This window comes from Pseudomonas sp. FSL W5-0299 (genome assembly GCF_005930655.1).
Classification (GTDB): Bacteria; Pseudomonadota; Gammaproteobacteria; order Pseudomonadales; family Pseudomonadaceae; genus Aquipseudomonas; species Aquipseudomonas mandelii.
Genome location: NZ_RXHX01000001.1, coordinates 235,007 through 258,418 on the forward strand (window position 1 = coordinate 235,007; position 23,412 = coordinate 258,418).

Sequence of the window (23,412 nt, forward strand, 5' to 3'; positions counted from 1 at the left end):
CTTGGAATGTCGTGGTTCAGACCGCGATTTTGTGATCCTGCAACCCTGGGCTGCTGACGCGGTAAATACCGATTTCACCTAATAGATTAGGCCATAGCTTACTGGCCCACCCGTGGCGGTGTTGTTGATCCACGGCCAGCCGATCAATGACCTTGGCTTCACGTTCGCGACACAACGCTTCAAAGTCTTCGAAGGTGCAGAAGTGGATGTTCGGCGTGTTGTACCAGGTGTATGGCAGAAACTCCGACACCGGCATCCGGCCCTTGCTCGCCAGGTACCAGCGGCAGCGCCAGTGACCGAAGTTGGGGAAGGTGATGATGCACTGGCGGCCGACCCGCAGCATTTCGTCGAGGATCCTGTCCGGGTAATGCACGGCTTGCAGCGCCTGGGTCATGACCACGACGTCGAAGCTGTTGCTGGCGAAGTTGCCGAGGCCCTTGTCCAGGTCCTGCTCGATCACGTTGATGCCCTTGGCCACGCATTCGGCGATGTTGTCCGGATCGTTTTCCAGGCCATAGCCCGTCACTTGTTTGTTATCGCGCAGCCAGGTCAGCAGTTCGCCGTCGCCGCAACCGAGGTCGAGCACGCGGCTGCCAGCGGGGATCCATTCCTGGATGATTTCCAGATCAGCTCTCATGGCTTTCTCACAACGTAATGCGGTTCATGTAATTGCTGAAGGCCTGCAAGTAACGCGGGATCGGAATCAGGAAGGCGTCGTGGCCTTGCGGAGCGTCGATCTCGAGGTAGCAAACGTCCTTCTTGGCCGCCATCAGTGCGTTCACCAGTTCCCGCGAGCGGGCAGGGGAGAAGCGCCAGTCGGTGGTGAAAGACATCACGCAGAACTTGGCCTGGGCATTGGCGAAGGTTTTCGCCAGGTCATCGTCGAAGTTGGCTGCCGGGTCGAAGTAGTCCAGCGCCTTGGTCATCAGCAGGTACGTGTTAGCGTCGAAACGCCCGGAGAACTCTTCGCCCTGATAACGCAGGTAGCTTTCAACCTGGAACTCGACGCTGTGGAAGTCGTAGTTGAGCTTTTCGCTCTTGAGGCCACGACCGAATTTCTCGCCCATCGAGTCATCCGACAGGTAGGTGATGTGCCCGACCATCCGCGCCAGCATCAAACCGCGCTTGGGGATCACCCCGGCCTCCTGGAATGAACCGCCGTGGAAATCGGGGTCGGTGAGGATCGCCTGGCGCGCCACTTCGTTGAAGGCGATGTTCTGCGCCGACAACTTGGGGGCCGAGGCGATGGCCAGACAATGACGAATGCGGTCGGGGTAGGTGATGCTCCACTGCATCGCCTGCATGCCGCCGAGGCTGCCGCCGATTACGGCGGCCCATTGGCGAATGCCGAGCAGGTCGGCCAGGCGCGCCTGGCTGTGCACCCAGTCTTCCACGGTCAGGACCGGGAAGTCAGCGCCAAACGGCTTGCCGGTCTCCGGATTGATGCTGCTGGGGCCGGTGGAGCCGTTGCAGCCGCCGAGGTTGTTCAGGCTGACCACGAAGAATTTGTTGGTGTCGATCGGCTTGCCGGGGCCGATGCAACTGTCCCACCAACCGGGTTTGCGGTCGTCGGGGCTGTGGAAGCCGGCAGCGTGATGGTGACCCGACAAGGCGTGGCAGATCAGCACGGCGTTGCTCGCCGTGGCGTTCAGCGTGCCGTAGGTTTCGTAAATGAGGTCATAAGCTGGGAGCGAACGGCCACAGGCCAGGGCCAGGGGTTCACTGAAGTGCGCCACTTGCGGCGTCACCAGACCAACAGAATCGGCGGGAAAGGCAGTTGGCATCGACCCTGCTCTCGTTGAAATGAGGCGTAAGTCTAAAGACCGGTGGGGTCAGCGGCAAGCAAAGGGCGGGCCTGATTTCATTCAGCTGGACCGAGACGCGGCATTCGCGGGCAAGCCTCGCTCCTACAGGGATTGCGTCATCTTGCAGGCGCGAGGCTTGCCCGCGCAGAACGATGACGCGGTTAACCTGCCGGACGCAGCAGATCCGGCAAATCCGGCAGCTTCTTCGGCGAACAGATCCTCACCCGCTTCTGCCGGTTCAACTCCCCGCTGATCAAACTGACCTGACTCTTGGACACCCCAAACGCCTTGGCCAGAAACGCCATCAGATACGCGTTGGCCTTGCCTTCGACCGGCGGTGCGGTCAGGCGAATCTTCAGCCGATCCCCGTGCAGCCCGCAGAAGTCATCGCTGCGGGCTGCCGGTTGCAGGTGACATTCCAGAATCAGATCGTCACCGTCCCAGCGAAAGTAGCTCATCAGATCAGGCCGAGCAGCCCCATCGGCATCAGGGCGAAGTTCGCAAGGCGCGGGATCAGCCAGCTTTGCAGCAACTGGATCACGATAAACGCGAAGATCGGCGAGATGTCGAGGCCACCCAGGTTCGGAATGATCCGACGGAACGGGGCGAGTACTGGTTCAGTGATCTGCGCGACCAGTTCTGCACCTGGGTTGTGGCTGCCTGGGGCGACCCAGGACAGAATCACGCTGATGATCATCGCCCAGAAAATAATGTTCAAGAACAGAGAGAAGAGGGCGATCAGGGCCCATGGCACCAGGAACAGCCAGTCGACCATGAAGCCTTTGAGCAGCAGGATCACCGCGATCAGCAGCATTTGAATGATCAGCGCCAATACCAGTGACGACATGTCCAGCCCGAACATGCTCGGGATGACCCGGCGCAGCGGCTTGAGCAGCGGTTGGGTGGCCTTAACGATGAACTGGCAGAGCGGGTTGTAGAAGTTCGCCCGGACCAATTGCAGAATGAAGCGCATCAGTACGATCAGCAGGTACAGGCTGCCCAGGGTTTTAATTATGAAAATGGCAGCGTCATTGAGTCCAAGCATCATTAATTCCTTTGTAAGAGCTGATTAGCGGCCAAGTTGCTCAGCCATCTCGGCCGAACGGTGCGCAGCGACGCCGAGTGCTTTTTCGACCAGCGCTTCAAAGCCGCCGGCCTGGAACGATTTGATTGCCGCTTCCGTGGTGCCCGCAGGGGACGTCACGCGACGGCGTAATTCAGCAGCGTCGACATCACTGGCAACCGCCATGTGTGCGGCACCCAACGCGGTTTGTACCGTCAATTGTGCGGCGATGTCCGCTGGCAGGCCGAGTTTCACGCCAGCGGCGGTCATGGCTTCGATCAGCAGGAAGAAGTACGCCGGACCCGAGCCGGAAACGGCGGTGACCGCGTCCAGTTGCTGCTCTTCGTTCAGCCACAGGGCAATGCCGACGGCCGACAACAGCTCTTCGGCTTGCTGACGTTGCTCAGCGTTTACTTCGGCCGTGGCAAACAAACCGCTTACGCCCTGACGCAGCAGCGCCGGGGTGTTGGGCATGCAGCGCACGATCGGCTGGGCGCCGAGCCAGTTGTTCATGCTGGCGCAGGTGATGCCGGCCGCAATCGAAACCACCAGTTGATTCGGTTTCAGGCTTGGGCGAATCGCTTCGCACACGGCTTTCATGGCCTGCGGCTTGACCGCCAGCACTACCACGTCAGCGTCTTGAATGGCATCGGCATTGTCGGCGAATACTTCAACGCCATGTTCAGCCTGCACCTTGGCGCGGGTTTCGGCGCCCGGATCGCTGGCGCGGATCTGTGCGGCGTCCAGGCCTTTGGCGCGAAGACCACCGATGAGGCTGGCGGCCATGTTTCCGGCACCGATAAAGGCAATACGAGTCTTGCTCATGTCAGGTCCTTATCAAGAGAGGCGTCAGCCATTGTCATGGTTGACCGTAGTCGCGGGCGCCAAACAGGGCCGTACCGATGCGGACCCAAGTGGCACCCTGGGCGATGGCCGACTCGAGGTCGTGGCTCATGCCCATGGAAAGTGTGTCTAGCGGCGAATTCAGGCTGGCTTGCAGGCGTTGCACGGCAGCAAAAGCGGCATCCTGGGCGGCGCGATCTTCAGTCGGCTCAGGGATCGCCATCAACCCTCGCAACTTGATGCGCGGCAATTCGCTGATGGACTTGGCCAGGGCCGGCAGGTCGGCCGGGGTGCAGCCGGATTTGCTGGCTTCACCGCTGACATTGACCTGTATACAGATATTCAGGGGCGGCAGATCGGCAGGGCGTTGTTCGGACAGGCGTTGTGCGATTTTCAAGCGATCCACGGAATGCACCCAGGCGAAGTGCTCGGCGATAGCGCGAGTCTTGTTCGATTGAATGGGGCCGATGAAGTGCCAGATCAAGGGCAGGTCGGCCAATTCGAGCTGTTTGCCCAAGGCTTCCTGCAAGTAATTCTCGCCAAAATCGCTCACGCCTGCGGCATACGCCTCGCGCACGGCCTCGGCAGGCTTGGTCTTGCTCACCGCCAGCAGTTGAACGCTGTGCTCGTCGCGGTGGGCGGCAAGGGCGGCGGCGCGGATGCGCGAACTAACCTGAAGAATGTTGTCTGCTATCGTGGACATCAAAGAGGCGCCGGCGGTTTGAAGGTTGGCGGCATTCTACTGGAATTGAGGAGCGCTATGGATATCACTGAGCTGCTGGCCTTCAGCGCTAAACAGGGCGCGTCCGACCTGCACCTGTCTGCCGGCCTGCCACCGATGATTCGCGTCGACGGCGACGTGCGGCGCATCAACCTGCCGGCCCTGGACCACAAACAGGTGCATGAGCTGATCTACGACATCATGAACGACACCCAGCGGGTGGACTTCGAGAAACACCTGGAGACTGATTTTTCCTTCGAAGTGCCCGGCGTGGCGCGTTTCCGGGTCAACGCTTTCAACCAGAACCGGGGTGCGGGTGCGGTATTCCGGACCATCCCGTCGAAAGTCCTGAGCATGGACGACCTCGGCATGGGCGAGGTGTTTCGCAAGATCACCGAGGCCCCGCGGGGCCTGGTGCTGGTGACCGGCCCCACCGGTTCCGGCAAGTCCACCACCCTGGCGGCGATGATCGATTACCTGAACAACCATCGCCATCACCACATCCTCACCATCGAAGACCCCATCGAATTCGTCCATGAATCGCGTAAATGCCTGATCAACCAGCGCGAAGTCCACCGTGATACCCGTAGCTTCGCCACGGCCCTGCGCTCGGCGCTGCGGGAAGACCCGGACGTGATTCTGGTGGGGGAAATGCGTGACCTGGAGACCATTCGCCTGGCATTGACCGCCGCCGAGACCGGTCACCTGGTGTTCGGCACGCTGCACACCACGTCAGCGGCGAAGACCATCGACCGGGTGGTGGACGTGTTTCCGGGGGACGAGAAGTCGATGGTGCGGTCGATGCTGTCCGAGTCGTTACTGGCGGTGGTGTCGCAGACCCTGATCAAGAAGATCGGCGGTGGGCGCATTGCGGCGCACGAAATCATGCTCGGCACGTCGGCGATCCGTAACCTGATCCGCGAAGACAAGGTGGCGCAGATGTACTCGTCGATTCAGACCGGGGGCAGCCTGGGGATGCAGACGCTGGACATGTGCTTAAAGGATTTGGTGACCAAGGGCTTGATCAGCCGGGAGCATGCCCGGGAGAAGGCGCGGACGCCGGATAATTTCTGAGGAGGCCAGAAACGCCTTCGCGGGCAAGCCTCGCTCCTACAGGTCAGGCATGTGCCGCAAAAAATGGCACGTGACCTGTAGGAGCGAGGCTTGCCCGCGAAGAGGGCGTCATGACCGAAGCAAGTGCCGGGTCTGACCCCGGGACTTCAGATCAGCGCTGAACAACCTGAAGTGTGTTCTTCTCTTTCGGCAGAACCCGCTTGGCAACCACGTAGTGGCTTTCCCAGTACGGTTTCTTCAAGGTGTCGATGGTCACCGACTTGCCACGGCGCGGTGCGTGGATAAAACGGTCGTTGCCCAGGTAGATGGCAACGTGATTGACCCGACGGCTCTTGATGTTGAAGAAAATCAGGTCGCCCGGCTTCAGATCCTTGCGATCGACTTTCTCGCCATGACCGCTGGCCATGGCATTGGACGTGCGTGGCAGGTCGAACGTGGCGTCGTTGAACGCGTATTTCACCAGGCCGCTGCAATCGAACCCTTTACTTGGGCTGCTGCCGCCCCAACGGTAAGGTGTACCGAGGACGTTGACGGCGCGACTCAGCACGTTGCTGCTTTCCTTGGTCGCCATCGGCGGAACAAGGCTGCTTTTACTAGCCAGCTGTGGAGCACGTTTTTCGGTTTTCTTGTTTTTGCTCGAAGGAGCAGAAACATGGGATTTTTGGGTGTAACCATTAACGTTTGGAAGACGTTGCTCACGATTGGTGGCGTGGGCGGCCAGTGGCATCAAAAGGCAAATGGTTAGCCATGTCTTGAAAAATGGACGCATTAGGCAAGGCTCATATGGGTTAGCGCGCAACTTTATAACAGCTTTTTTTGCCCTTCCGAGGCCGTTGGTCGATTCAACTTGTGGTCAACGGAACCAAATAAGCGGCAAATGGACGCAATTGTCGGACAGAAGTCAGGTGGTATAAGGCTTTGACGCAACCGAAGGTAGCATGTGCCATACGTCGGCAACCTGTAAAAAAGTCACAAAGAATTCAAGAATATTTATCTATCGTGTGAATCGAGGTCCTTCATGAACACCTATCAACAGGCTGGCCAGCAGCAAGATACACACAGCAAAGTGATCGGCTACCTGCTGTGGATTTTTGGTTTTACCGGGGCTCACCGCTTCTATTACGGCAAGCCGGTGACCGGGACGATCTGGTTTTTCACCTTCGGTTTGCTGGGTATTGGCTGGCTGATCGACATCTTTCTGATCCCGGCCATGGACCGTGAAGCGGACCTGCGTTTTACCGCCGGACCCATCGAGTACAACGTGGCGTGGATTCTGCTGACGTTTCTCGGTGTCTTCGGCGTACACCGGATGTATCAGGGGAAGTGGATCAGCGGATTGCTGTACCTGGTGACGGGCGGGTTGTTCTTTCTGGGGGTGCTGTATGACTTCTGGACGCTGAATGACCAGGTGTCCGTGCGTAACGCGCAGAATCGCGGCACTTTCCAGTAAGCCATCGCCGGCAGGCTAGCTCCCACAGGGGATTTGTGTTGTTCACAGATCCTGCGTGGGAGCTAGCCCTGCTAGCGATTGGGACAGCTCAGTCTCAAGACTGGTGGCTGATCCGTCCATCCACCAGGGTGTAGCGCACGACGCCTGGCAGGCTATGCCCAATGAACGGGCAGTTCTCACCCTTGGACAGCCAGGTCTCACCGGCCACGGTCGAAGCCGCCGGATCAAACAGCACGATGTCCGCCGGCCCGCCTACGGCTAACTTGCCCGCCGGCAAGCGCAACGCCTCGGCAGGCCCGGTGCTGAGGCGCGCCAACAACGTTGGCAGATCCAGCAACCCATCCTCCACCAGTGTCATCGCCAGCGGCAGCAGCAGTTCAACGCTGCTGATGCCCGGCTCGGTCGCGCCAAACGGTGCCAGTTTGGCATCCCGTTCGTGGGGCTGGTGATGGCTGGAGATGGCCGAAACCACGCCCGACTTCACCGCTGCACGCAAGCCATCGCGGTCGGCGCGGGTGCGCAGCGGCGGCTGGACGTGATAGAGGCTGCTGAAGTCGATCAGCGCTTCGTCGGTCAGGATCAGTTGATACAACGCCACATCGGCGGTCACCGGCAGGCCACGGGCCTGGGCCTGAGCGATCAGCGCCACGCCGCGAGCGCTGGTGAGCTGGCTGAAGTGCGCACGCACGCCGCTTTGCTCGACCAGCAGCAGGTCCCGGGCCAGGGCCACGGTCTCGGCGGTTTCCGGAATGCCCGGCAAGCCGAGGAAACTGGCGGTCGGGCCTTCGTGGGCCAAACCACCTTCGGCCAGATCATGATCCTGAGAGTTGAAAATCACCGTCAGGTCGAAGGTCGCCGCGTATTCCAGCGCCCGGCACAACGTGCGGGTGTTGCGGAAGCTCTCCAGACCGTTGCCGAAGGCCACGCAGCCGGCATCGCGCAAAGCGACCAGTTCGGCCAGCTGTTCGCCGTCCAGGCCTTTGCTCAGGGCGCCGATCGGGAAGACTTTGGTGTTGCCGGCCTCGCGGGCGCGGTCGAGGATCAGTTCGGCCACGGCCGAAGTATCGAGCACCGGTTTGGTTTTCGGCGGGCAGCACAGGCTGGTCACGCCACCGGCCGCGGCGGCGCGGGTTTCGCTGATGATCGAGCCTTTGCGGCTGTAGCCCGGCTCGCGCAGGGCGACGTTCAGGTCAACCAGGCCAGGGGCGGCCACCAGGCCTTTGGCGTCAATGGTGTCGACGGGCACAAAACCGGCGGGTGCGGCGCCGAGGGCAACGACTTTGCAGGCTTCAATATGAATATCGGTAACTTGATCCAGGCCTGTGGCCGGATCGATGACACGTGCGCCGAGAATGCTGAGCTTCACTGGGCGTTCTCCTGCTCGAATTGACGTTGCGCAGTCTGCCCGCTCATGGCCATGGACAACACGGCCATACGAATCGCGATGCCGTAGGTGACCTGGTTGAGGATCACCGAGTGCGGACCGTCGGCCACCGCCGACTCAATCTCCACCCCACGGTTGATCGGCCCCGGGTGCATGACGATGCAGTCCGGCTTGGCCCCGGCCAGGCGCGCAGTGGTCAGGCCGAACAGGCGGTAGAACTCGCCCTCGCTCGGTAGCAGGCCGCCGGTCATGCGTTCACGTTGCAGGCGCAGCATGATCACTACATCGACGTCTTTCAGGCCTTCGGTCATGTCGGTGTACACCTTCACGCCGTATTGCTCGATGCCGATCGGCAGCAGGGTTTTCGGCGCGATCACACGGATGTCCGGGCAGCCGAGGGTTTTCAGCGCCAGCATGTTCGAGCGCGCCACCCGCGAGTGCAGGATGTCGCCGACGATGGCCACGGAGAGGTTTTCAAAGCCGCCCTTGTGCCGGCGGATCGTCAGCATGTCGAGCATGCCCTGGGTCGGGTGCGCATGACGGCCGTCGCCGCCGTTGATGATCGCCACTTGCGGGCAGACATGTTCGGCAATGAAGTGCGCCGCACCGGAATCACCGTGACGCACGACGAACATGTCGGCGGCCATGGCTTCCAGGTTGCGCAGGGTGTCGAGCAGGGTTTCGCCCTTGCTCGCCGACGAGGTCGACACGTTCAGCGTGATGACGTCGGCCGATAGCCGTTGGGCCGCCAGCTCGAAGGTGGTGCGGGTGCGGGTGGAGTTCTCGAAGAACACGTTGCACACGGTCTTGCCGCGCAGCAACGGGACTTTCTTCACCGCCCGGGCGCCGACTTCGAGGAACGAGTCGGCGGTGTCGAGGATTTCCGTCAGCAACTCGCGGCGCAAACCGTCGAGCGAGAGGAAGTGGCGCAGCTGGCCCTGATCATTGAGCTGCAGCGGGCGCTTGGTTTCTAGAGGCGTCATCGCGAGGGGGACTCTCAATAGGGCGGATTAAAGGGCGAGGTCTTGCAGTTCGAGCTTGAGCTCCGGGCCGGACAGCTTTACCCGCTCGTGGGCCGCAAGCGTCAGCGTCGCACCGACCACGTTCGGGCGGATCGGCAACTCGCCGGCGTCCAGGTCCAGCAGGCACACCAGCGTCACGCTGGCCGGGCGGCCGTAGTCGAACAGTTCATTCATGGCGGCGCGGATGGTTCGACCGCTCATCAATACGTCGTCGATCAGCACCAGATGCTGGCCTTCGATTTCGAACGGCAGGGCGGACGGGCGCACTTGCGGGTGCAGGCCGTTCTGGCTGAAATCGTCGCGGTAGAAGGACACGTCCAGGGTGCCGAGGGGCGAATCGCTGCCCAGTTCATCGAGCAACGCCTGGGCGACCCAGACGCCGCCGGTACGAATGCCGATGTAACGCGGTTCGCTGATGCCACGGTGTTCCAGATGTGCCTTGAGACGGATCGCCATCTGGCTGATCAGTTCGGCGGGATTGGGCAGGCTCATGGTTGCTCCTTCTTGGGCCCGAGCCGGTGCGTGCGGGGTTTGGCTCGGGTTCTAGCTAAGAGAGACGCTGTGACGGCGCTTCAGGATTCGAACAGTGCGGTGTTTTCGTCGAGCCAGCCTTGCAACAGCAGGGCGGCGGCGATGGCGTCGACCGGGTTGTCGCGGTAACTGCCTTTTTGCCCGCCGCGATCACGCCGCTCGCCTTTGGCTTCGAAGGTGGTCAGGCGTTCGTCGTGCGTATAGAAGGGCAGGTTGTAGCGGCCATTGAGGCGTCGGGCGAATTTCTCCGCGCGCAGGCACATGTCGCTCGGCGTGCCGTCCATGTTCAGGGGCAGGCCGACGACCACGGCGTCGGGCTTCCACTCTTTAATGAGGGCTTCGACCTGGTTCCAGTCGGGAATACCGTTTTGCGCCTTCAAGGTGCACAGCTCGCGGGCCTGACCGGTAATCACCTGGCCGACCGCAACGCCGATCTGTTTGGTGCCGTAGTCAAAACCCAGAATCAGTCGCAGGGCCATCAGGCGTGGCCCGCCTGGCTGGTCAGCAGGCTGAGATTGACCCCGAGGTGCTTGGCCGCTGCATCCAGGCGCAGTTCGCTGCTGGTGTTGAACAGGATGTCGGCGTCAAACGGACAGGTCAGCCAGGCGTTCTGCGCCAGTTCGGCTTCAAGCTGTCCGGCTTCCCAGCCAGCGTAACCGAGGGCAATGACGCTTTTGGCCGGGCCGACGCCGTCAGCGATGGCGAACAGCACGTCCTGGGAAGTGGACAAGGAAAGGTCGCCTTCCAGATCAACGGTCGCCTGGAAGGTCTTGCCCGAAGGGTGCAGGACAAAACCACGGTCGGTCTGCACCGGGCCGCCGATGAAAATCGGCACATGCTGGCAGAGCACTGGCGGTTCGATGTCGGGGCGCAATTGCTCGAGGATATCGGCCAGATTCAGGTCTTGCGGGCGGTTGACCACCAGCCCCATGGCACCATTGGCCGTGTGCTCGACGATGTAGGTCAAGGTGTGCGCAAAGTTCGGGTCGGCCATGTGAGGCATGGCGATCAGGAAGTGATGCTTGAGGTAGCTGGGGCTGACGTTCTTCATGAGCGCTAGTGTGGCGTTGGAGGGGCGAACTGACAAGCTGGGGATGCACAGGAAATGCCTGGGCGGGTGTCTTTTGATCCGGGTTTTGCTTGAGGGCCTCTTCGCGGGCAAGCCTCGCTCCTACAGGTTCGGTATATACCGCAAAAGTGGCGCATGACCTGTAGACGCGAGGCTTGCACGCGAAGGCGCCGGCTCAATCACCCAAATCAATTGATCAATTACTGGACAACCGGTCCCCACGGGCGAATTTCCACGTGCGGATGATCTCCAGCCGATCAATGTCCGACAAATCCCCGGTAAACGGTGAAAACGGTGCCGCCAGCCGCACAATCCGCTGCGCCGCCTGATCCAGCAACGGTTGCCCGGAGGATTCCAGCACCAGCACTTCATACAGCGAGCCATCGCGGTTGATCGAAACCATCAGGCGCAAATTGCCGTAGATCTGCTTGCGCCGCGCTTCGTCGGGGTAATTCAGGTTGCCGATGCGCTCGACCTTCTTGCGCCATTCGTCCTTATACCAGGCGCCCTTGTCTTTCATGGTCGAAGCAGCGCTCAGGCGGTGGATGCGCGGGCGCTTGGCGTACAGCTGTTGTTCGTTGGCCAGTTCCGCTTCCAGGCTGGCGATGTCGCTGGACAGCTGTTCAGTGTCGAACGTCGGCGCCGCCACCGCAGGCTTGGTTATCGGCTTGATCTCTTCGTTCTTGGCCGGGGCTTTTTTCGGCTTCGGCGCGACCGTGGTCACGGCAGCCTTGGGCGCGGCTTCCGGCACTGGCGGCTTGGCGGCCGGCGGTGGCGTGACTTTCTGCACCTTGGTGTCCTGGAAGGGCGCGACCTCGGTGGTCTTGGGAATCGCCTTTTTATCCAGGGTGCCGCTGCCTTCCTGATTTTCCTGGGCAAGGAAATCAGCTTTCGCAGGCTTCTTTTCGCTTTTGAAGGTGGCGAGGGTGATTTCCAGGGTTTTGCTGATCTGCTTGGGTTCGACCATCGTGAACCCGACGCCCAACAGCAAGGCCAGGTGAATCAGCGCCGCTAGAAACAGGGTAAATCCGAGGCGATCGGCCGGGCGCACGCCACGATGGGCGAGTTCAGGGGGCAGATCGGACGGAAGTGTCATGACAAAAAAACCAACATCGCGTTTTTACGGGCTCGGCATGATAACGCAATGTTGGTTTTTAGCTTCAAGCTACAAGTATCAAGCGACAAGCTGTAGGGCGTCAGCTTCAAGCTTGCAGCTTGCGGCTTGAAGCTTGCAGCTGCTTCTCTATGGCATCCATCAGCATGCCGCCGATGTCGGTGCCAAACGCATTATCAATCTCGCGAATGCAGGTCGGGCTGGTGACGTTGATTTCGGTGAGGTGCTCACCAATCACGTCCAGACCCACGAACAGCAGGCCTTTCTCACGCAGGGTCGGGCCGACCTGAGCAGCGATCCAGCGATCCTTGTCGGTCAACGGGCGGGCTTCGCCACGACCGCCGGCCGCCAGGTTGCCACGGGTTTCACCGGCGGCCGGGATGCGTGCCAGGCAGTAATCCACCGGTTCGCCGTCGATCATCAGGATGCGTTTGTCGCCATCGATGATTGCCGGCAAGTAACCCTGGATCATGATCTGCTGCTTGCCATGCAAGGTCAGGGTTTCGAGGATCACCGACAGGTTCGGGTGGCCGACGGTGTGACGGAAGATCGACGAACCGCCCATGCCGTCCAGCGGCTTGAGGATCACATCGCCGTGGTGATCGGCGAACTCGCGCAGCACGTCCGGGCGACGGCTGACGATGGTCGGCGGCGTGCACTGCGGGAACAGCGTGGCGAACAGCTTTTCGTTGCAGTCACGCAGGCTTTGCGGCTTGTTGACCACCAGCACGCCAGCGCGCTCGGCTTGCTCCAGCAGGTACGTGGAGTAGACGAACTCCATGTCGAATGGCGGATCCTTGCGCATCAGGATCACGTCAAGATCGCTCAGCAGCGCGTCGGTCTCGGCTTCCAGTTCGAACCATTTTTCCGGGTTGGCGAAGACTTTCAGCGGACGCATCCGCGCTCGGGCTTCACCTTCGGCCTGGTACAAATCGCTCTGTTCCATATAGAACAGTTCCCAGCCGCGCTTCTGTGCGGCCAGCAGCATGGCCAGCGAGCTATCCTTTTTATAGGAGATGCTGGCAATAGGGTCCATGACAATCCCGACGCGAACGCTCATGGGTTTTTCCTCGAATTGGGGTGGTCCGGATGGACACGAAAAAGTGGCGTCAGATTGGCGCCCAGTGTGTTCCCGGTCAAGGAAAAACCACCGTGTCAGTCGCCCGATAGATTGGTGTTGGAGACTGTGCTAAAAAGGCTGCCATGTCGTGCTGGCCCTTGAACATCAAGGGTTTCGAGCCACCGAAGGTCCGTAAACGGACAATTTGATTCGCAAAGGCGACGGTAGAGCATTTATGGAACAGCATTCCAGCGCCTTGAAGGTCATGGTGATCGACGATTCGAAGACGATTCGTCGTACCGCCGAAACGCTGTTGAAAAACGTGGGTTGTGAAGTCATCACGGCCATCGATGGTTTCGATGCCCTGGCCAAGATTGCCGATAACCATCCCGGCATCATCTTTGTCGACATCATGATGCCGCGCCTGGATGGCTATCAGACCTGCGCGTTGATCAAGAACCACAGTGCGTTCAAGTCCACGCCAGTGATTATGCTGTCGTCCAAGGACGGGCTGTTCGACAAGGCCAAGGGGCGCATCGTCGGCTCCGACCAGTTTTTGACCAAGCCTTTCAGCAAGGAAGAACTGCTGAACGCGATCCAGGCCCATGTACCGGGCTTCGCCGCCGTTTTGCCGCAGTAGGACACGCACAGTGACGCTCGGCCAGCGGGCCCGGCGTTGACAAGAATGGGGAAGACCATGGCACGTATTCTGATCGTCGATGATTCGCCGACCGAAATGTACAAACTGACCGGCATGCTGGAAAAGCACGGTCATGAAGTGTTGAAAGCCGAAAACGGCGCCGACGGCGTGGCCCTGGCCCGTCAGGAAAAACCCGACGCGGTGCTCATGGACATCGTCATGCCCGGCCTCAACGGTTTCCAGGCGACCCGCCAGTTGACCAAAGACCCGGAAACCGGGCACATCCCGGTGATCATCATCACCACCAAGGATCAGGAAACCGACAAAGTCTGGGGCACACGCCAGGGCGCCAAGGATTACCTGACCAAACCGGTCGACGAAGAGACCCTGATCAAAACCCTGAACAACGTGCTGGCCGGTTGATCGTCCGGCCATGACCGAGTCGCTGACGGCTTTCGAACTGCTGCTGCAGATTGACCAGCGCTGTCGTCTGCTGGCGGCGGATCTGCCATCCCAGCCAACCCGACAGGACCGCTGGAGCGGCATCGGCTTTCGCTTGGGCGAAAACTGGTACGTCGCGCCCATGGGCGAAGTCAGCGAGGTCCTGCACGAACCGCGTTTCACCCAATTGCCGGGCGTCAAACCCTGGGTCAAGGGTGTGGCCAACTTGCGCGGACGATTGCTGCCGATCATGGATTTGTGCAGCTTCTTCGGACATGAGCAGTCGACCCTGCGCAAACAGCGGCGGGTGTTGGTGGTGGAGCACGGTGAAGTGTTTGCCGGGTTGATGGTCGACGAAGTCTTCGGCTTGCAACACTTTGCCCAGGACAGTCTGGAACCGGTGTCGATGGCCGATCTGCACGGGCCGATTGCCGCGTTCGTCCAGGGCCGGTTTCAGCGTGAGCAGACGTGGCAAATATTCAGCCCGTTTACGCTGGCGCAGTCGCAAAGCTTTATGCATGTAGCGCTGTAATCAAGGCGACGCCCCAATCCTGCAGGAGCGAGGCTTGCCCGCGAAGAACGGAAACGCGGTGTTCCCGTAAGACCGTAGCGCCTGCTTCGCGGGCAAGCCTCGCTCTTGCAAGGGCGTCGTTGAATCAGGCAGTACAGGCGAGGACCGATGATAAAAACAAAAACAGGCAAGCCAGAAGGATCGCGCAGCCGCTCGCAGATCATCGTGCTGTTCATCGCGCTGATCATCTTCATCATGCTGCTGTTTGCCAACTTCGCTTACCTCAACACGCAAGCCACGTATGACAAACAGTACATCGGCCACGCCGGCGAACTGCGCGTGCTGTCCCAACGCATCGCCAAAAACGCCACCGAAGCCGCTGCCGGCAAGGCGGCGGCGTTCAAGCTGCTGAGCGATGCACGCAACGACTTCGCCCAACGCTGGGGTTACTTGAAGAAGGGCGACCCGGCCACCGGCCTGCCGCCAGCGCCGTCCGCCGTGCGCCCGGAAATGCGCGCCGTTCAGCTGGACTGGGAACGGCTGCTGAAAAACACCGACGCCATCCTCTCCAGCGAGCAGACCGTACTCTCGCTGCATCAGGTCGCCGCGACGCTGGCCGAAACCGTGCCGCAGTTGCAGGTCGAATACGAAAAAGTCGTCGAAATTCTCTTGCAGCGCGGCGCGCCGGCCGCTCAGGTGGCCATGGCCCAGCGTCAGTCGCTGCTGGCCGAACGCATCCTGGGCGCGGTGAACACCGTGCTGTCCGGCGATGAAAATTCACAACAGGCCGCCGACGCGTTCGGTCGCGACGCTGCCCGATTCGGCCAGGTACTCAATGGCATGCTCCAGGGCAATACGTCGCTGCGAGTCAGCCAGGTCGAAGACCGCGATGCGCGTGCCCGCTTGACCGAGATTTCCGAGCTGTTCGAGTTTGTCTCCGGCTCTGTGGATGAAATCCTCGAAACCTCGCCGGAGCTGTTCAAGGTTCGCGAATCGGCGACCAACATCTTCACCTTGTCGCAGACCCTGCTCGACGAAGCCTCGCACCTGGCCAGCGGGTTCGAAAACCTTGCCGGCGGGCGCGACACCGACACCATTGGCGGCTACGTGCTGGGCCTGTTGGCGCTGATGTCGATCATCCTTATCGGCCTGGTGATGGTGCGCGAAACCAACCGCCAGCTGCGCGAAACCGCCGAGAAGAACGAGCGCAACCAGACCGCGATCATGCGCCTGCTCGACGAGATCGAAGACCTCGCCGACGGCGACCTCACCGTGACCGCCTCGGTAACCGAAGACTTCACCGGGACCATCGCCGACTCGATCAACTATTCCGTTGATCAACTGCGCGACCTGGTGGCGACCATCAACCTCACCGCTGGCCAGGTCGCCGCCGCCGTGCAGGAAACCCAGGCCACGGCGATGCACCTGGCCCAGGCATCGGAACATCAGGCGCAACAGATCAGCGAAGCCTCCACCGCGATCAACGACATGGCCCAGTCCATCGACCAGGTCTCCGCCAACGCTGCCGAGTCCTCGGCGGTGGCGGAACGTTCGGTGGAAATCGCCAACAAGGGCAACGAGGTGGTGCACAACACGATCCACGGCATGGACAACATTCGCGAGCAGATCCAGGACACCGCCAAGCGCATCAAGCGTCTGGGCGAGTCCTCTCAGGAAATCGGCGACATTGTCAGCCTGATCGATGACATTGCCGATCAGACCAACATCCTTGCGCTCAACGCGGCGATCCAGGCCTCGATGGCCGGTGATGCCGGGCGCGGTTTTGCAGTGGTGGCCGATGAAGTGCAGCGTCTGGCCGAGCGTTCGTCCGCCGCTACCCGGCAGATCGAAACCCTGGTGCGAGCGATCCAGACCGACACCAACGAAGCCGTGATTTCCATGGAACAGACCACCACCGAAGTGGTGCGCGGCGCGCGTCTGGCGCAGGATGCCGGTGTGGCGCTGGAAGAAATCGAAGGCGTGTCGAAGACCCTGGCGGCGTTGATCCAGAGTATTTCCAACGCTGCGCAGCAGCAGACGTCTTCAGCCGGTCAGATTTCCCTGACCATGAACGTGATCCAGCAGATCACCACGCAGACTTCGTCGGGCTCGACCGCCACCGCCGAGAGCATTGGCAACCTGGCGAAAATGGCCAGTCAGCTGCGGCGCTCGGTGTCCGGTTTCACCTTGCCGGCGGCCAAGGCGCAGGCGGCGGATAAAGTGTGAAGCGCCCGCAGGCGTTCGGTTTTTTTTGAGTAGAGCAGTGATTTGGAGTGGTTATGGGTGATCGGCACGACTATGTGGCCCTCGAGTGGGTCAAAGGCGAGATTGCCGAAACGCTGAAAGTGGCTCATCAAGCGATCGAAACCCTGCTTGATGATCCCCAGGCGACGCACGCCCTGAGCGATTGCCTGGCGTGCATCCATCAGGTCCACGGCAGTTTGCAGATGGTCGAATTCTACGGCGCGGCCCTGCTCGCCGAAGAAATGGAACACCTGGCCACCGCCTTGCAGCAAGACCGCATCAACCATCGCGACGAGGCGCTTCATCTGCTGTTGCAAGCCCTCGGGCAACTGCCGATCTACCTCGACCGGGTGCAAGGCGCGCGCCGTGACCTGCCCTTGGTGGTGCTGCCGCTGATCAACGATTTACGCAGTGCCCGGGGCGAAAGCCTGTTGTCGGAAACCAGCCTGTTCAGCCCGCAATTGCTCGACCTGCCGGTGTTGGACGAAGAATCGCTGGCCCTGCTGGAACCGGCGGATTTTGCCAATGTGCTGCGCAAGTTGCGGCAGATGCTGCAAATGGCGTTGGTCGGGTTGCTGCGCGAGCAGGATGACGAGACTAACCTTGGCTATCTGACCAAGGTTTTTTCACGCCTGGAAGGACTGTGCGGCAACGCGCCTTTGAGCCCGTTGTGGCAAGTCGCCTCGGCGCTGGTCGAAGGCATGCGCGGCGGCTCGATTGCCAACAGCCCGGCGCTGCGCAGCCTGTTCAAGGACGCCGACAAAGAACTCAAGCGCTTGCTCGAACAGGGCATACGCGGCATCAATCAGCCGGCGCCGCCGGAGTTGCTCAAGAGTTTGCTGTTCTACATTGCCAAGGCCGAACATCCCACCGGGCAGATGCTGACCATGAAAGATCGTTACTCACTGGACGACGCGCTGCCTGACAGCGCAATGGTCGACGAAGAACGCGCCCGCCTGGCCGGACCGGACCGTGACGCCATGCGCTCGGTGCTGGCCGCGCTGTGTGAAGAGCTGGTGCGGGTCAAGGAACGCCTGGACCTGTTTGTGCGCAGCGACCGCCAGCACACCTCGGACCTCGAAACCCTGCTGGCGCCGTTGCGGCAAATCGCCGACACCCTGGCGGTGTTGGGTTTCGGCCAGCCGCGCAAAGTCATCATCGATCAACTGGCGGTGGTGCTGAGCCTCGCCCAGGGCCAGCGTGAACCCAACGACGCCATTCTCATGGACGTTGCCGGGGCCTTGCTCTACGTCGAAGCAACGCTGGCCGGCATGGTCGGCACCGTAGAGCCGGAGAGCCAGGAAGAGAGCCACCTGCCGACCACCGATCTGACGCAGATCCATCAGATCGTGATCAAGGAAGCGCGCATCTGCCTGCAACAGGCCAAGGACATGATCGTCGACTACATCGACGCCGACTGGGATCGCCAGCATTTGCAGGCCTTGCCGGCGTTGCTGACCCAGGTACGCGGTGCGCTGTCGATGATTCCGTTGGGTCGTGCGGCGAGCCTGATCGAAGCTTGCAACCACTTCATTCGCGAGCATCTGCTGCTGGACCCGGGCCAGCCCGGCTGGCAGGAGCTGGACAGCCTGGCCGACGTCATCACCAGCATCGAGTATTACCTGGAGCGTCTCAGCGACGACCCCGAGGCACCCGGTGAACAACTGCTCGACGTGGCGGAAAAGAGCCTGGCGTCCCTTGGGTTTTTCCCCAGTGAACAACAGGTGCCGATGCTTGAGGATGTGCTGAGCCCGAGTGAAGCTCAGGTGATGCAGGACCTGCAAGAACTCGATGACCCCGATACCGTGCAGTCGCTGGCCGATGTCCTGGCCAGCCCGGTGTCTTCGGTCAATCCGCCGGCGCTGACCATCCCGGGCAGCCTGCTGCCACCGCCCGCCGGCGAAGAACCGGTGGACGAAGAGCTGCGGGAAGTCTTCCTCGAAGAAACCGATGAAGTCCTGGAAATCCTCCGGGAGTACTTGCCGCGCTGGACGGCCAACCCGGACGATAACGCCGCGTTGAGTGAATTGCGCCGGGCTTTCCACACCTTGAAAGGCAGTGGCCGGATGGTCCGTGCGCTGGTGCTGGGCGAGCTGGCGTGGGCGGTGGAAAACCTGCTCAACCGCGTGCTGGAGCGCAGCGTTGCGCCTGGGGCGGCAGTGCAACAATTGCTCCTCGATACACTGGAGCTGCTGCCGCAACTGGTGGCCGAGTTTACCGCCAATGCCCAGCGCCAGAACAACCAGGTCGACCAACTGGCCGCTCGCGCCCATGCCCTCGCCAAGGGCGATACGCCCGCCAGCGATGAGGACACCCAGGACGTCGCGGCCCTCGATCCGCTGTTGCTGGAGATCTTCCGCAAGGAAGCCGAGACCCATCTCGCCAGCCTCAACCGTTTCCTCGATCAAGCCGCCGAGCACGTGCCGCTGCAAGCCAGCGACGAGTTGCAGCGGGCGTTGCATACCTTGAAGGGCAGCGCCTCGATGGCTGGCGTATTGCCGATCGCCGAGCTGGCGACGCCGCTGGATCAACTGGCCCGCGAATACAAAGCGCACCTGATCGCCCTCGACCTCGACGAAGTCGAACTGCTGCTGGAAGCCGAAGGTCTGTTCCGTCTCGGGCTGCGGCAACTCAAGACTGATCCGCTGGCCGAAATACCGGATGCCGATTTGCTGATCGAGCGCACCAAGGCGCTGCTCGCTGAGCGTCTGGATGCGCTGTTGAAAGCGCCGAACACCGCGCTGCGAATCAAGCGTGATCCGCAACTGATCAACAACTTCCTGGCCCAGGGCATGGACATCCTGCTGGACGCCGAAAGCCTGTTGCAGCGCTGGCAGCAGCACCCCGGCGAGCGCCAGGAACTCAGCGCGTTGCTGGACGAATTGACCACCTTGGGCGAAGGCGCGCACCTAGCCGATCTGCACCCGGTGGATGAATTGTGCGAAGCGTTGCTCGACCTGTACGGCGCGGTGGAAGAGAGCAGCCTGGCGGTCAGCGACCGGTTTTTCCACGAGGCGCAAAGTGCCCATGAAGCGCTGATCAACATGCTCGACGAACTGGCCGCCGGCCAGGAAGTCAGCCCGCAACCGGAACGCATCCGGGCCTTGCGCAGCTTGCTCGACGAAAGCCTTGATCCGTCGTCCATGGGCCTGATCCGCAGCGATGGCAGCCGCACCCTGAGCATCCGCGAACTGGGCAGCGCCACCGCAGAACTGGAACAGACCGCGACTCAGGTCGAGCTGGACGATGAGATCGTTTCGATCTTTCTCGAAGAAGCGGTGGATATTCTCGAGAGTGCTGGCCAGGCCTTGCAGCGCTGGCTGAACGACCCGGACAACGCCGCGCCGCTGTCGTCCTTGCAGCGGGACTTGCATACTCTCAAGGGCGGCGCGCGGATGGCCGAGGTCGAGCCGGTCGGCGACCTGGCCCATGAATTGGAAAGTCTTTACGAAGGCCTGGTGGACCACCGTTACAGCTACAGCGAAACCCTTGCGCAGTTGCTGCAACAGAGCCATGACCGGCTCGCGGTGTTGCTCGAACAGCTGAAAAACCAGCACACCCTGGGTGCCCCGAGCGAGCTGATCGAGGCGATTCGCGAGTTCCGTCAAGGCAATGCCAACACCGCCGAAGTGGCGGAACCTGCGCCGGCCAATGACTCGCCGGGGCATGACCCCGAGCTGCTGGAGATCTTCCTTGAGGAAGGTTTCGACATCATCGAAAACTCCGGCGCGGCGCTGGTGCGCTGGCAAGCCGAACCGTCGAACCGTCAGGAAGTGGAAACCCTGCTGCGCGACCTGCACACGCTCAAGGGTGGTGCGCGGATGGTGGAAATTGCCCCCATCGGCGACCTCGCCCATGAGCTGGAATTTCTCTACGAAGGTCTGTCCGCTGGCGTGCTGCAACCAACCCCGGCGCTGTTCGCCCTGCTGCAAAGCAGTCATGACCGACTGGCGCAAATGCTCGACGCCGCCCGCGCCGGCCAGCCCTTGCCGCCGGCTGATCGGTTGATCGACGCGATCAAGAACTTCAGCCATCCCGCTGTTCTTGATACGCCGGTGATCGTGCCCGCCACGCCGAAACCCGACGCCCCGGTGGCGCAAGCCGAAGTGGGCGTAGACATGGTCAAGGTCTCGGCAGAACTGCTCGACGATCTGGTCAACCTGGCCGGTGAAACCTCGATCTTCCGTGGCCGTATCGAGCAACAGGTCAACGATGCGCGGGTGGCCCTGAGCGAGATGGAAACCACCATCGAGCGGATGCGCGATCAGTTGCGACGGCTCGACACCGAAACCCAGGGACGGATTCTCAGCCGCCAGCAAGTCGAAGCGGAACGTCTGGGCTACGAGGAGTTTGATCCGCTGGAAATGGACCGTCACTCGCAGTTGCAGCAGTTGTCGCGGGCGCTGTTCGAATCCGCCTCCGACCTGCTCGACCTCAAGGAAACCCTCGATCGACGCAATCAGGATGCGGAAAACCTGCTGCAACAGCAGGGCCGCATCAACACCGAATTGCAGGAAGGCCTGATGCGCACGCGCATGGTGCCGTTCGAGCGCATGCTGCCGCGCTTGAGGCGCATCGTCCGCCAGGTCTCCAGTGAACTGGGTAAAGACGTTGAGTTCGTGGTCGGCAACGCCGAAGGCGAGATGGATCGCAACGTGCTTGAACGCATGGCGGCACCGCTGGAACACATGCTGCGCAACGCCGTGGACCACGGCCTGGAATCGGCCGAGGTGCGTATTGCGGCCGGCAAACCGGCCCAGGGACGAATCACCCTCGACCTGTCACGCGAGGGCGGCGACATGATTTTCGACATCCGCGACGACGGCGCAGGCGTGCCGCTGGACGCGGTGCGGCGCAAGGCGATCAAGCGCGGCTTGCTGGCCCCGGACGCCGAGGTCAGCGACCGCGATGTGCTGCAATTCATCCTGCAACCGGGGTTCTCCACCGCCGAGAAAATCACTCAGATTTCCGGGCGTGGCGTGGGCATGGACGTGGTTCACGAAGAAGTCCGGCAGCTCGGTGGCACCATGGTCATCGACTCGACACCGGGGCAGGGCGTGCACTTTCGGATTCGCCTCCCGTTCACCGTGTCGGTCAACCGCGCGCTGATGGTGCAGTGTCTGGAGGATCAATACGCGATCCCGTTGAACACCATCGACGGCATCGTTCGCGTGCTGCCCAACGAGCTCGAAGGGCATTACCGGCTCGATCCGCCGACTTATGAATACGCCGGGCAGCGTTATGAACTGTGTTATCTGGGCGAGCTGCTGAAAACCAGCACCCGCCCGAAACTGTTGGGCCAGAGCCTGCCGCTGCCGGTCTTGCTGGTGCAATGCAACGAGCGGCACATCGCCGTGCAGGTGGATTCCACGGCTGGCACGCGGGAGATCGTGGTCAAAAGCCTCGGCCCGCAATTTGCGTCGGTGCAGGGGTTATCCGGGGCGACGATTCTGGGCGATGGCCGGGTGGTGCTGATTCTCGATTTGCTGGCGCCGATCCGCGCCATGCAGGCCCGAGTGCCGCAACAGTCGGCGACACAGGACGTTGAGGTCGAGCCGCATAAACCGCTGCTGGTGCTGGTGGTCGACGATTCGGTCACCGTGCGCAAGGTCACCAGCCGCCTGCTCGAACGTCACGGCATGAACGTGCTGACTGCCAAGGATGGGGTCGACGCCATGCTGCTGCTCGAAGAACATATGCCCGACGTGATGCTGCTCGACATCGAAATGCCGCGCATGGACGGCTTCGAAGTGGCGACCCAGGTGCGCAGCGACGAACGTTTGCAGCATTTACCGATCATCATGATCACCTCCCGCACCGGCCAGAAACACCGCGACCGCGCCATGGCCATCGGCGTCAACGACTACCTCGGCAAGCCGTACCAGGAATCGGTGCTGCTCGACAGCATCGCGTTGTGGAGCAAAACCCATGCTTGAGCATCGCACCAGCAATCTCACCGGCCTGCTGCTGCCCCTGGCTGACCGCAACCTGATTCTGCCCAACGTGGCGGTGGCGGAGTTGATTGACTATCAACCGGGGGCGTTCGATCTGGACACACCGCCGTGGTACCTGGGGTTAGTCAAGTGGCGGGACCGGCAGATTCCGTTGCTGAGTTTCGAGTCGGCGTGCGGCAATAAAACCGTCATCGGCGAGCGCGCGCGCATCGTGATTCTCAATGCACTGGGTGGGCGGCCAGAGTTGAAGTTCATTGCGCTGTTGGTTCAGGGGATTCCGCGGTCGTACAAGCTCGACAGTCAGTTGAGTTACGTCGATGTGCCGTTGTGTCCGCTGGAGCAGGCGGCGGTGCAGGTGGGGGAGCAAGTGGCCAAGGTGCCTGATTTGCTGGCGCTGGAGGAGTTGTTGGTGAGTGCCGGGCTAGTCTGACGGACCCCTTCGCGGGCAAGCCTCGCTCCTACAGGTTTGGCGCAGTCCTTGTAGGA

The 23,412-nt window shown here is 61.3% G+C and carries 22 protein-coding genes; 8 read left to right on the top strand and 14 right to left on the bottom strand.

What is annotated here, in order from left to right:
- Positions 1-16: 16 nt before the first annotated feature.
- The 6 genes from metW to FHL16_RS01185 form a co-directional block, all read right to left on the bottom strand.
- A complete protein-coding gene (gene metW, locus FHL16_RS01160; protein ID WP_010466828.1) occupies positions 17-637 on the bottom strand; it encodes a methionine biosynthesis protein MetW in 621 nt (206 codons plus the stop codon).
- 7 nt (positions 638-644) lie between these two features.
- Positions 645-1,784 (bottom strand): homoserine O-succinyltransferase MetX, encoded by a 1,140-nt coding sequence (gene metX, locus FHL16_RS01165; RefSeq protein ID WP_010466830.1) that lies wholly within the window; start codon positions 1,782-1,784, stop codon positions 645-647.
- A gap of 182 nt (positions 1,785-1,966) precedes the next feature.
- Entirely contained in the window at positions 1,967-2,263 is a 297-nt protein-coding gene (locus FHL16_RS01170; protein WP_008007416.1) for a DUF167 domain-containing protein, read from the bottom strand.
- Complete coding sequence (locus FHL16_RS01175; protein WP_010466835.1) at positions 2,263-2,850, bottom strand: YggT family protein; 588 nt, start codon at positions 2,848-2,850, stop codon at positions 2,263-2,265. Before FHL16_RS01175 ends, FHL16_RS01170 begins: the two co-directional genes overlap by 1 nt.
- Before the next feature lie 24 nt (positions 2,851-2,874).
- The gene (proC, locus tag FHL16_RS01180) at positions 2,875-3,693 is read right to left on the bottom strand and encodes a pyrroline-5-carboxylate reductase (protein WP_077747224.1); all 819 of its coding nucleotides are present in this window, start codon (positions 3,691-3,693) and stop codon (positions 2,875-2,877) included.
- Between the two features lie 34 nt (positions 3,694-3,727).
- On the bottom strand, positions 3,728-4,414 hold the full coding sequence (locus FHL16_RS01185; RefSeq protein ID WP_077747225.1) for a YggS family pyridoxal phosphate-dependent enzyme: 687 nt from the start codon (positions 4,412-4,414) through the stop codon (positions 3,728-3,730).
- A 57-nt stretch (positions 4,415-4,471) separates the two neighbouring features.
- On the opposite strand from FHL16_RS01185, the gene FHL16_RS01190 reads away from it, so the two are divergent.
- A complete protein-coding gene (locus FHL16_RS01190; RefSeq protein ID WP_010466841.1) occupies positions 4,472-5,506 on the top strand; it encodes a type IV pilus twitching motility protein PilT in 1,035 nt (344 codons plus the stop codon).
- A 151-nt stretch (positions 5,507-5,657) separates the two neighbouring features.
- Here FHL16_RS01190 and FHL16_RS01195 read toward each other — a convergent pair whose 3' ends face one another.
- Positions 5,658-6,275, bottom strand: a complete 618-nt coding sequence (locus FHL16_RS01195) for a C40 family peptidase (protein ID WP_077747226.1) — start codon at positions 6,273-6,275, stop codon at positions 5,658-5,660.
- Between the two features lie 249 nt (positions 6,276-6,524).
- Here FHL16_RS01195 and FHL16_RS01200 point away from each other — a divergent pair, with 249 nt between their 5' ends.
- Positions 6,525-6,956, top strand: a complete 432-nt coding sequence (locus tag FHL16_RS01200) for an NINE protein (RefSeq protein ID WP_077747227.1) — start codon at positions 6,525-6,527, stop codon at positions 6,954-6,956.
- A 94-nt stretch (positions 6,957-7,050) separates the two neighbouring features.
- Here the strand turns inward: FHL16_RS01200 and FHL16_RS01205 are convergent, their stop codons facing one another.
- The 7 genes from FHL16_RS01205 to gshB form a co-directional block, all read right to left on the bottom strand.
- Positions 7,051-8,322 (bottom strand): dihydroorotase, encoded by a 1,272-nt coding sequence (locus FHL16_RS01205; protein ID WP_010466848.1) that lies wholly within the window; start codon positions 8,320-8,322, stop codon positions 7,051-7,053.
- Positions 8,319-9,323 (bottom strand): aspartate carbamoyltransferase catalytic subunit, encoded by a 1,005-nt coding sequence (locus FHL16_RS01210; protein ID WP_007897943.1) that lies wholly within the window; start codon positions 9,321-9,323, stop codon positions 8,319-8,321. The genes FHL16_RS01205 and FHL16_RS01210 overlap by 4 nt, the downstream gene beginning before the upstream one ends.
- A 27-nt stretch (positions 9,324-9,350) precedes the next feature.
- Positions 9,351-9,854 carry a bifunctional pyr operon transcriptional regulator/uracil phosphoribosyltransferase PyrR gene (pyrR, locus tag FHL16_RS01215; protein ID WP_077747228.1) on the bottom strand — a complete coding sequence of 168 codons (504 nt, stop codon included), beginning with the start codon at positions 9,852-9,854 and terminating at the stop codon, positions 9,351-9,353.
- Positions 9,855-9,934: 80 nt separating this feature from the next.
- Complete coding sequence (ruvX, locus tag FHL16_RS01220) at positions 9,935-10,372, bottom strand: Holliday junction resolvase RuvX (RefSeq protein WP_005792259.1); 438 nt, start codon at positions 10,370-10,372, stop codon at positions 9,935-9,937.
- Positions 10,372-10,944 (bottom strand): YqgE/AlgH family protein, encoded by a 573-nt coding sequence (locus tag FHL16_RS01225; protein WP_077747229.1) that lies wholly within the window; start codon positions 10,942-10,944, stop codon positions 10,372-10,374. Before FHL16_RS01225 ends, ruvX begins: the two co-directional genes overlap by 1 nt.
- Positions 10,945-11,158: 214 nt before the next feature.
- Complete coding sequence (locus tag FHL16_RS01230) at positions 11,159-12,058, bottom strand: energy transducer TonB (RefSeq protein ID WP_010466858.1); 900 nt, start codon at positions 12,056-12,058, stop codon at positions 11,159-11,161.
- A gap of 106 nt (positions 12,059-12,164) precedes the next feature.
- A complete protein-coding gene (gshB, locus tag FHL16_RS01235) occupies positions 12,165-13,136 on the bottom strand; it encodes a glutathione synthase (RefSeq protein WP_077747230.1) in 972 nt (323 codons plus the stop codon).
- A 235-nt stretch (positions 13,137-13,371) separates the two neighbouring features.
- Between gshB and pilG the strand changes: the two genes are divergently transcribed.
- From pilG to FHL16_RS01270, 6 genes are all read left to right on the top strand, one after another.
- On the top strand, positions 13,372-13,776 hold the full coding sequence (gene pilG / locus FHL16_RS01240; RefSeq protein WP_010466861.1) for a twitching motility response regulator PilG: 405 nt from the start codon (positions 13,372-13,374) through the stop codon (positions 13,774-13,776).
- Between the two features lie 57 nt (positions 13,777-13,833).
- Positions 13,834-14,199: a twitching motility response regulator PilH gene (gene pilH, locus FHL16_RS01245; RefSeq protein ID WP_008068134.1), complete on the top strand. Its 366-nt coding sequence runs from the start codon at positions 13,834-13,836 to the stop codon at positions 14,197-14,199.
- A gap of 10 nt (positions 14,200-14,209) precedes the next feature.
- The gene (locus tag FHL16_RS01250; RefSeq protein ID WP_010466863.1) at positions 14,210-14,749 is read left to right on the top strand and encodes a chemotaxis protein CheW; all 540 of its coding nucleotides are present in this window, start codon (positions 14,210-14,212) and stop codon (positions 14,747-14,749) included.
- A gap of 147 nt (positions 14,750-14,896) precedes the next feature.
- Complete coding sequence (locus FHL16_RS01260; protein WP_010466865.1) at positions 14,897-16,954, top strand: methyl-accepting chemotaxis protein; 2,058 nt, start codon at positions 14,897-14,899, stop codon at positions 16,952-16,954.
- A gap of 53 nt (positions 16,955-17,007) precedes the next feature.
- Positions 17,008-22,908, top strand: a complete 5,901-nt coding sequence (locus FHL16_RS01265) for an Hpt domain-containing protein (protein ID WP_077747231.1) — start codon at positions 17,008-17,010, stop codon at positions 22,906-22,908.
- Entirely contained in the window at positions 22,901-23,356 is a 456-nt protein-coding gene (locus tag FHL16_RS01270; RefSeq protein ID WP_077747232.1) for a chemotaxis protein CheW, read from the top strand. The genes FHL16_RS01265 and FHL16_RS01270 overlap by 8 nt, the downstream gene beginning before the upstream one ends.
- Positions 23,357-23,412 lie beyond the last annotated feature (56 nt).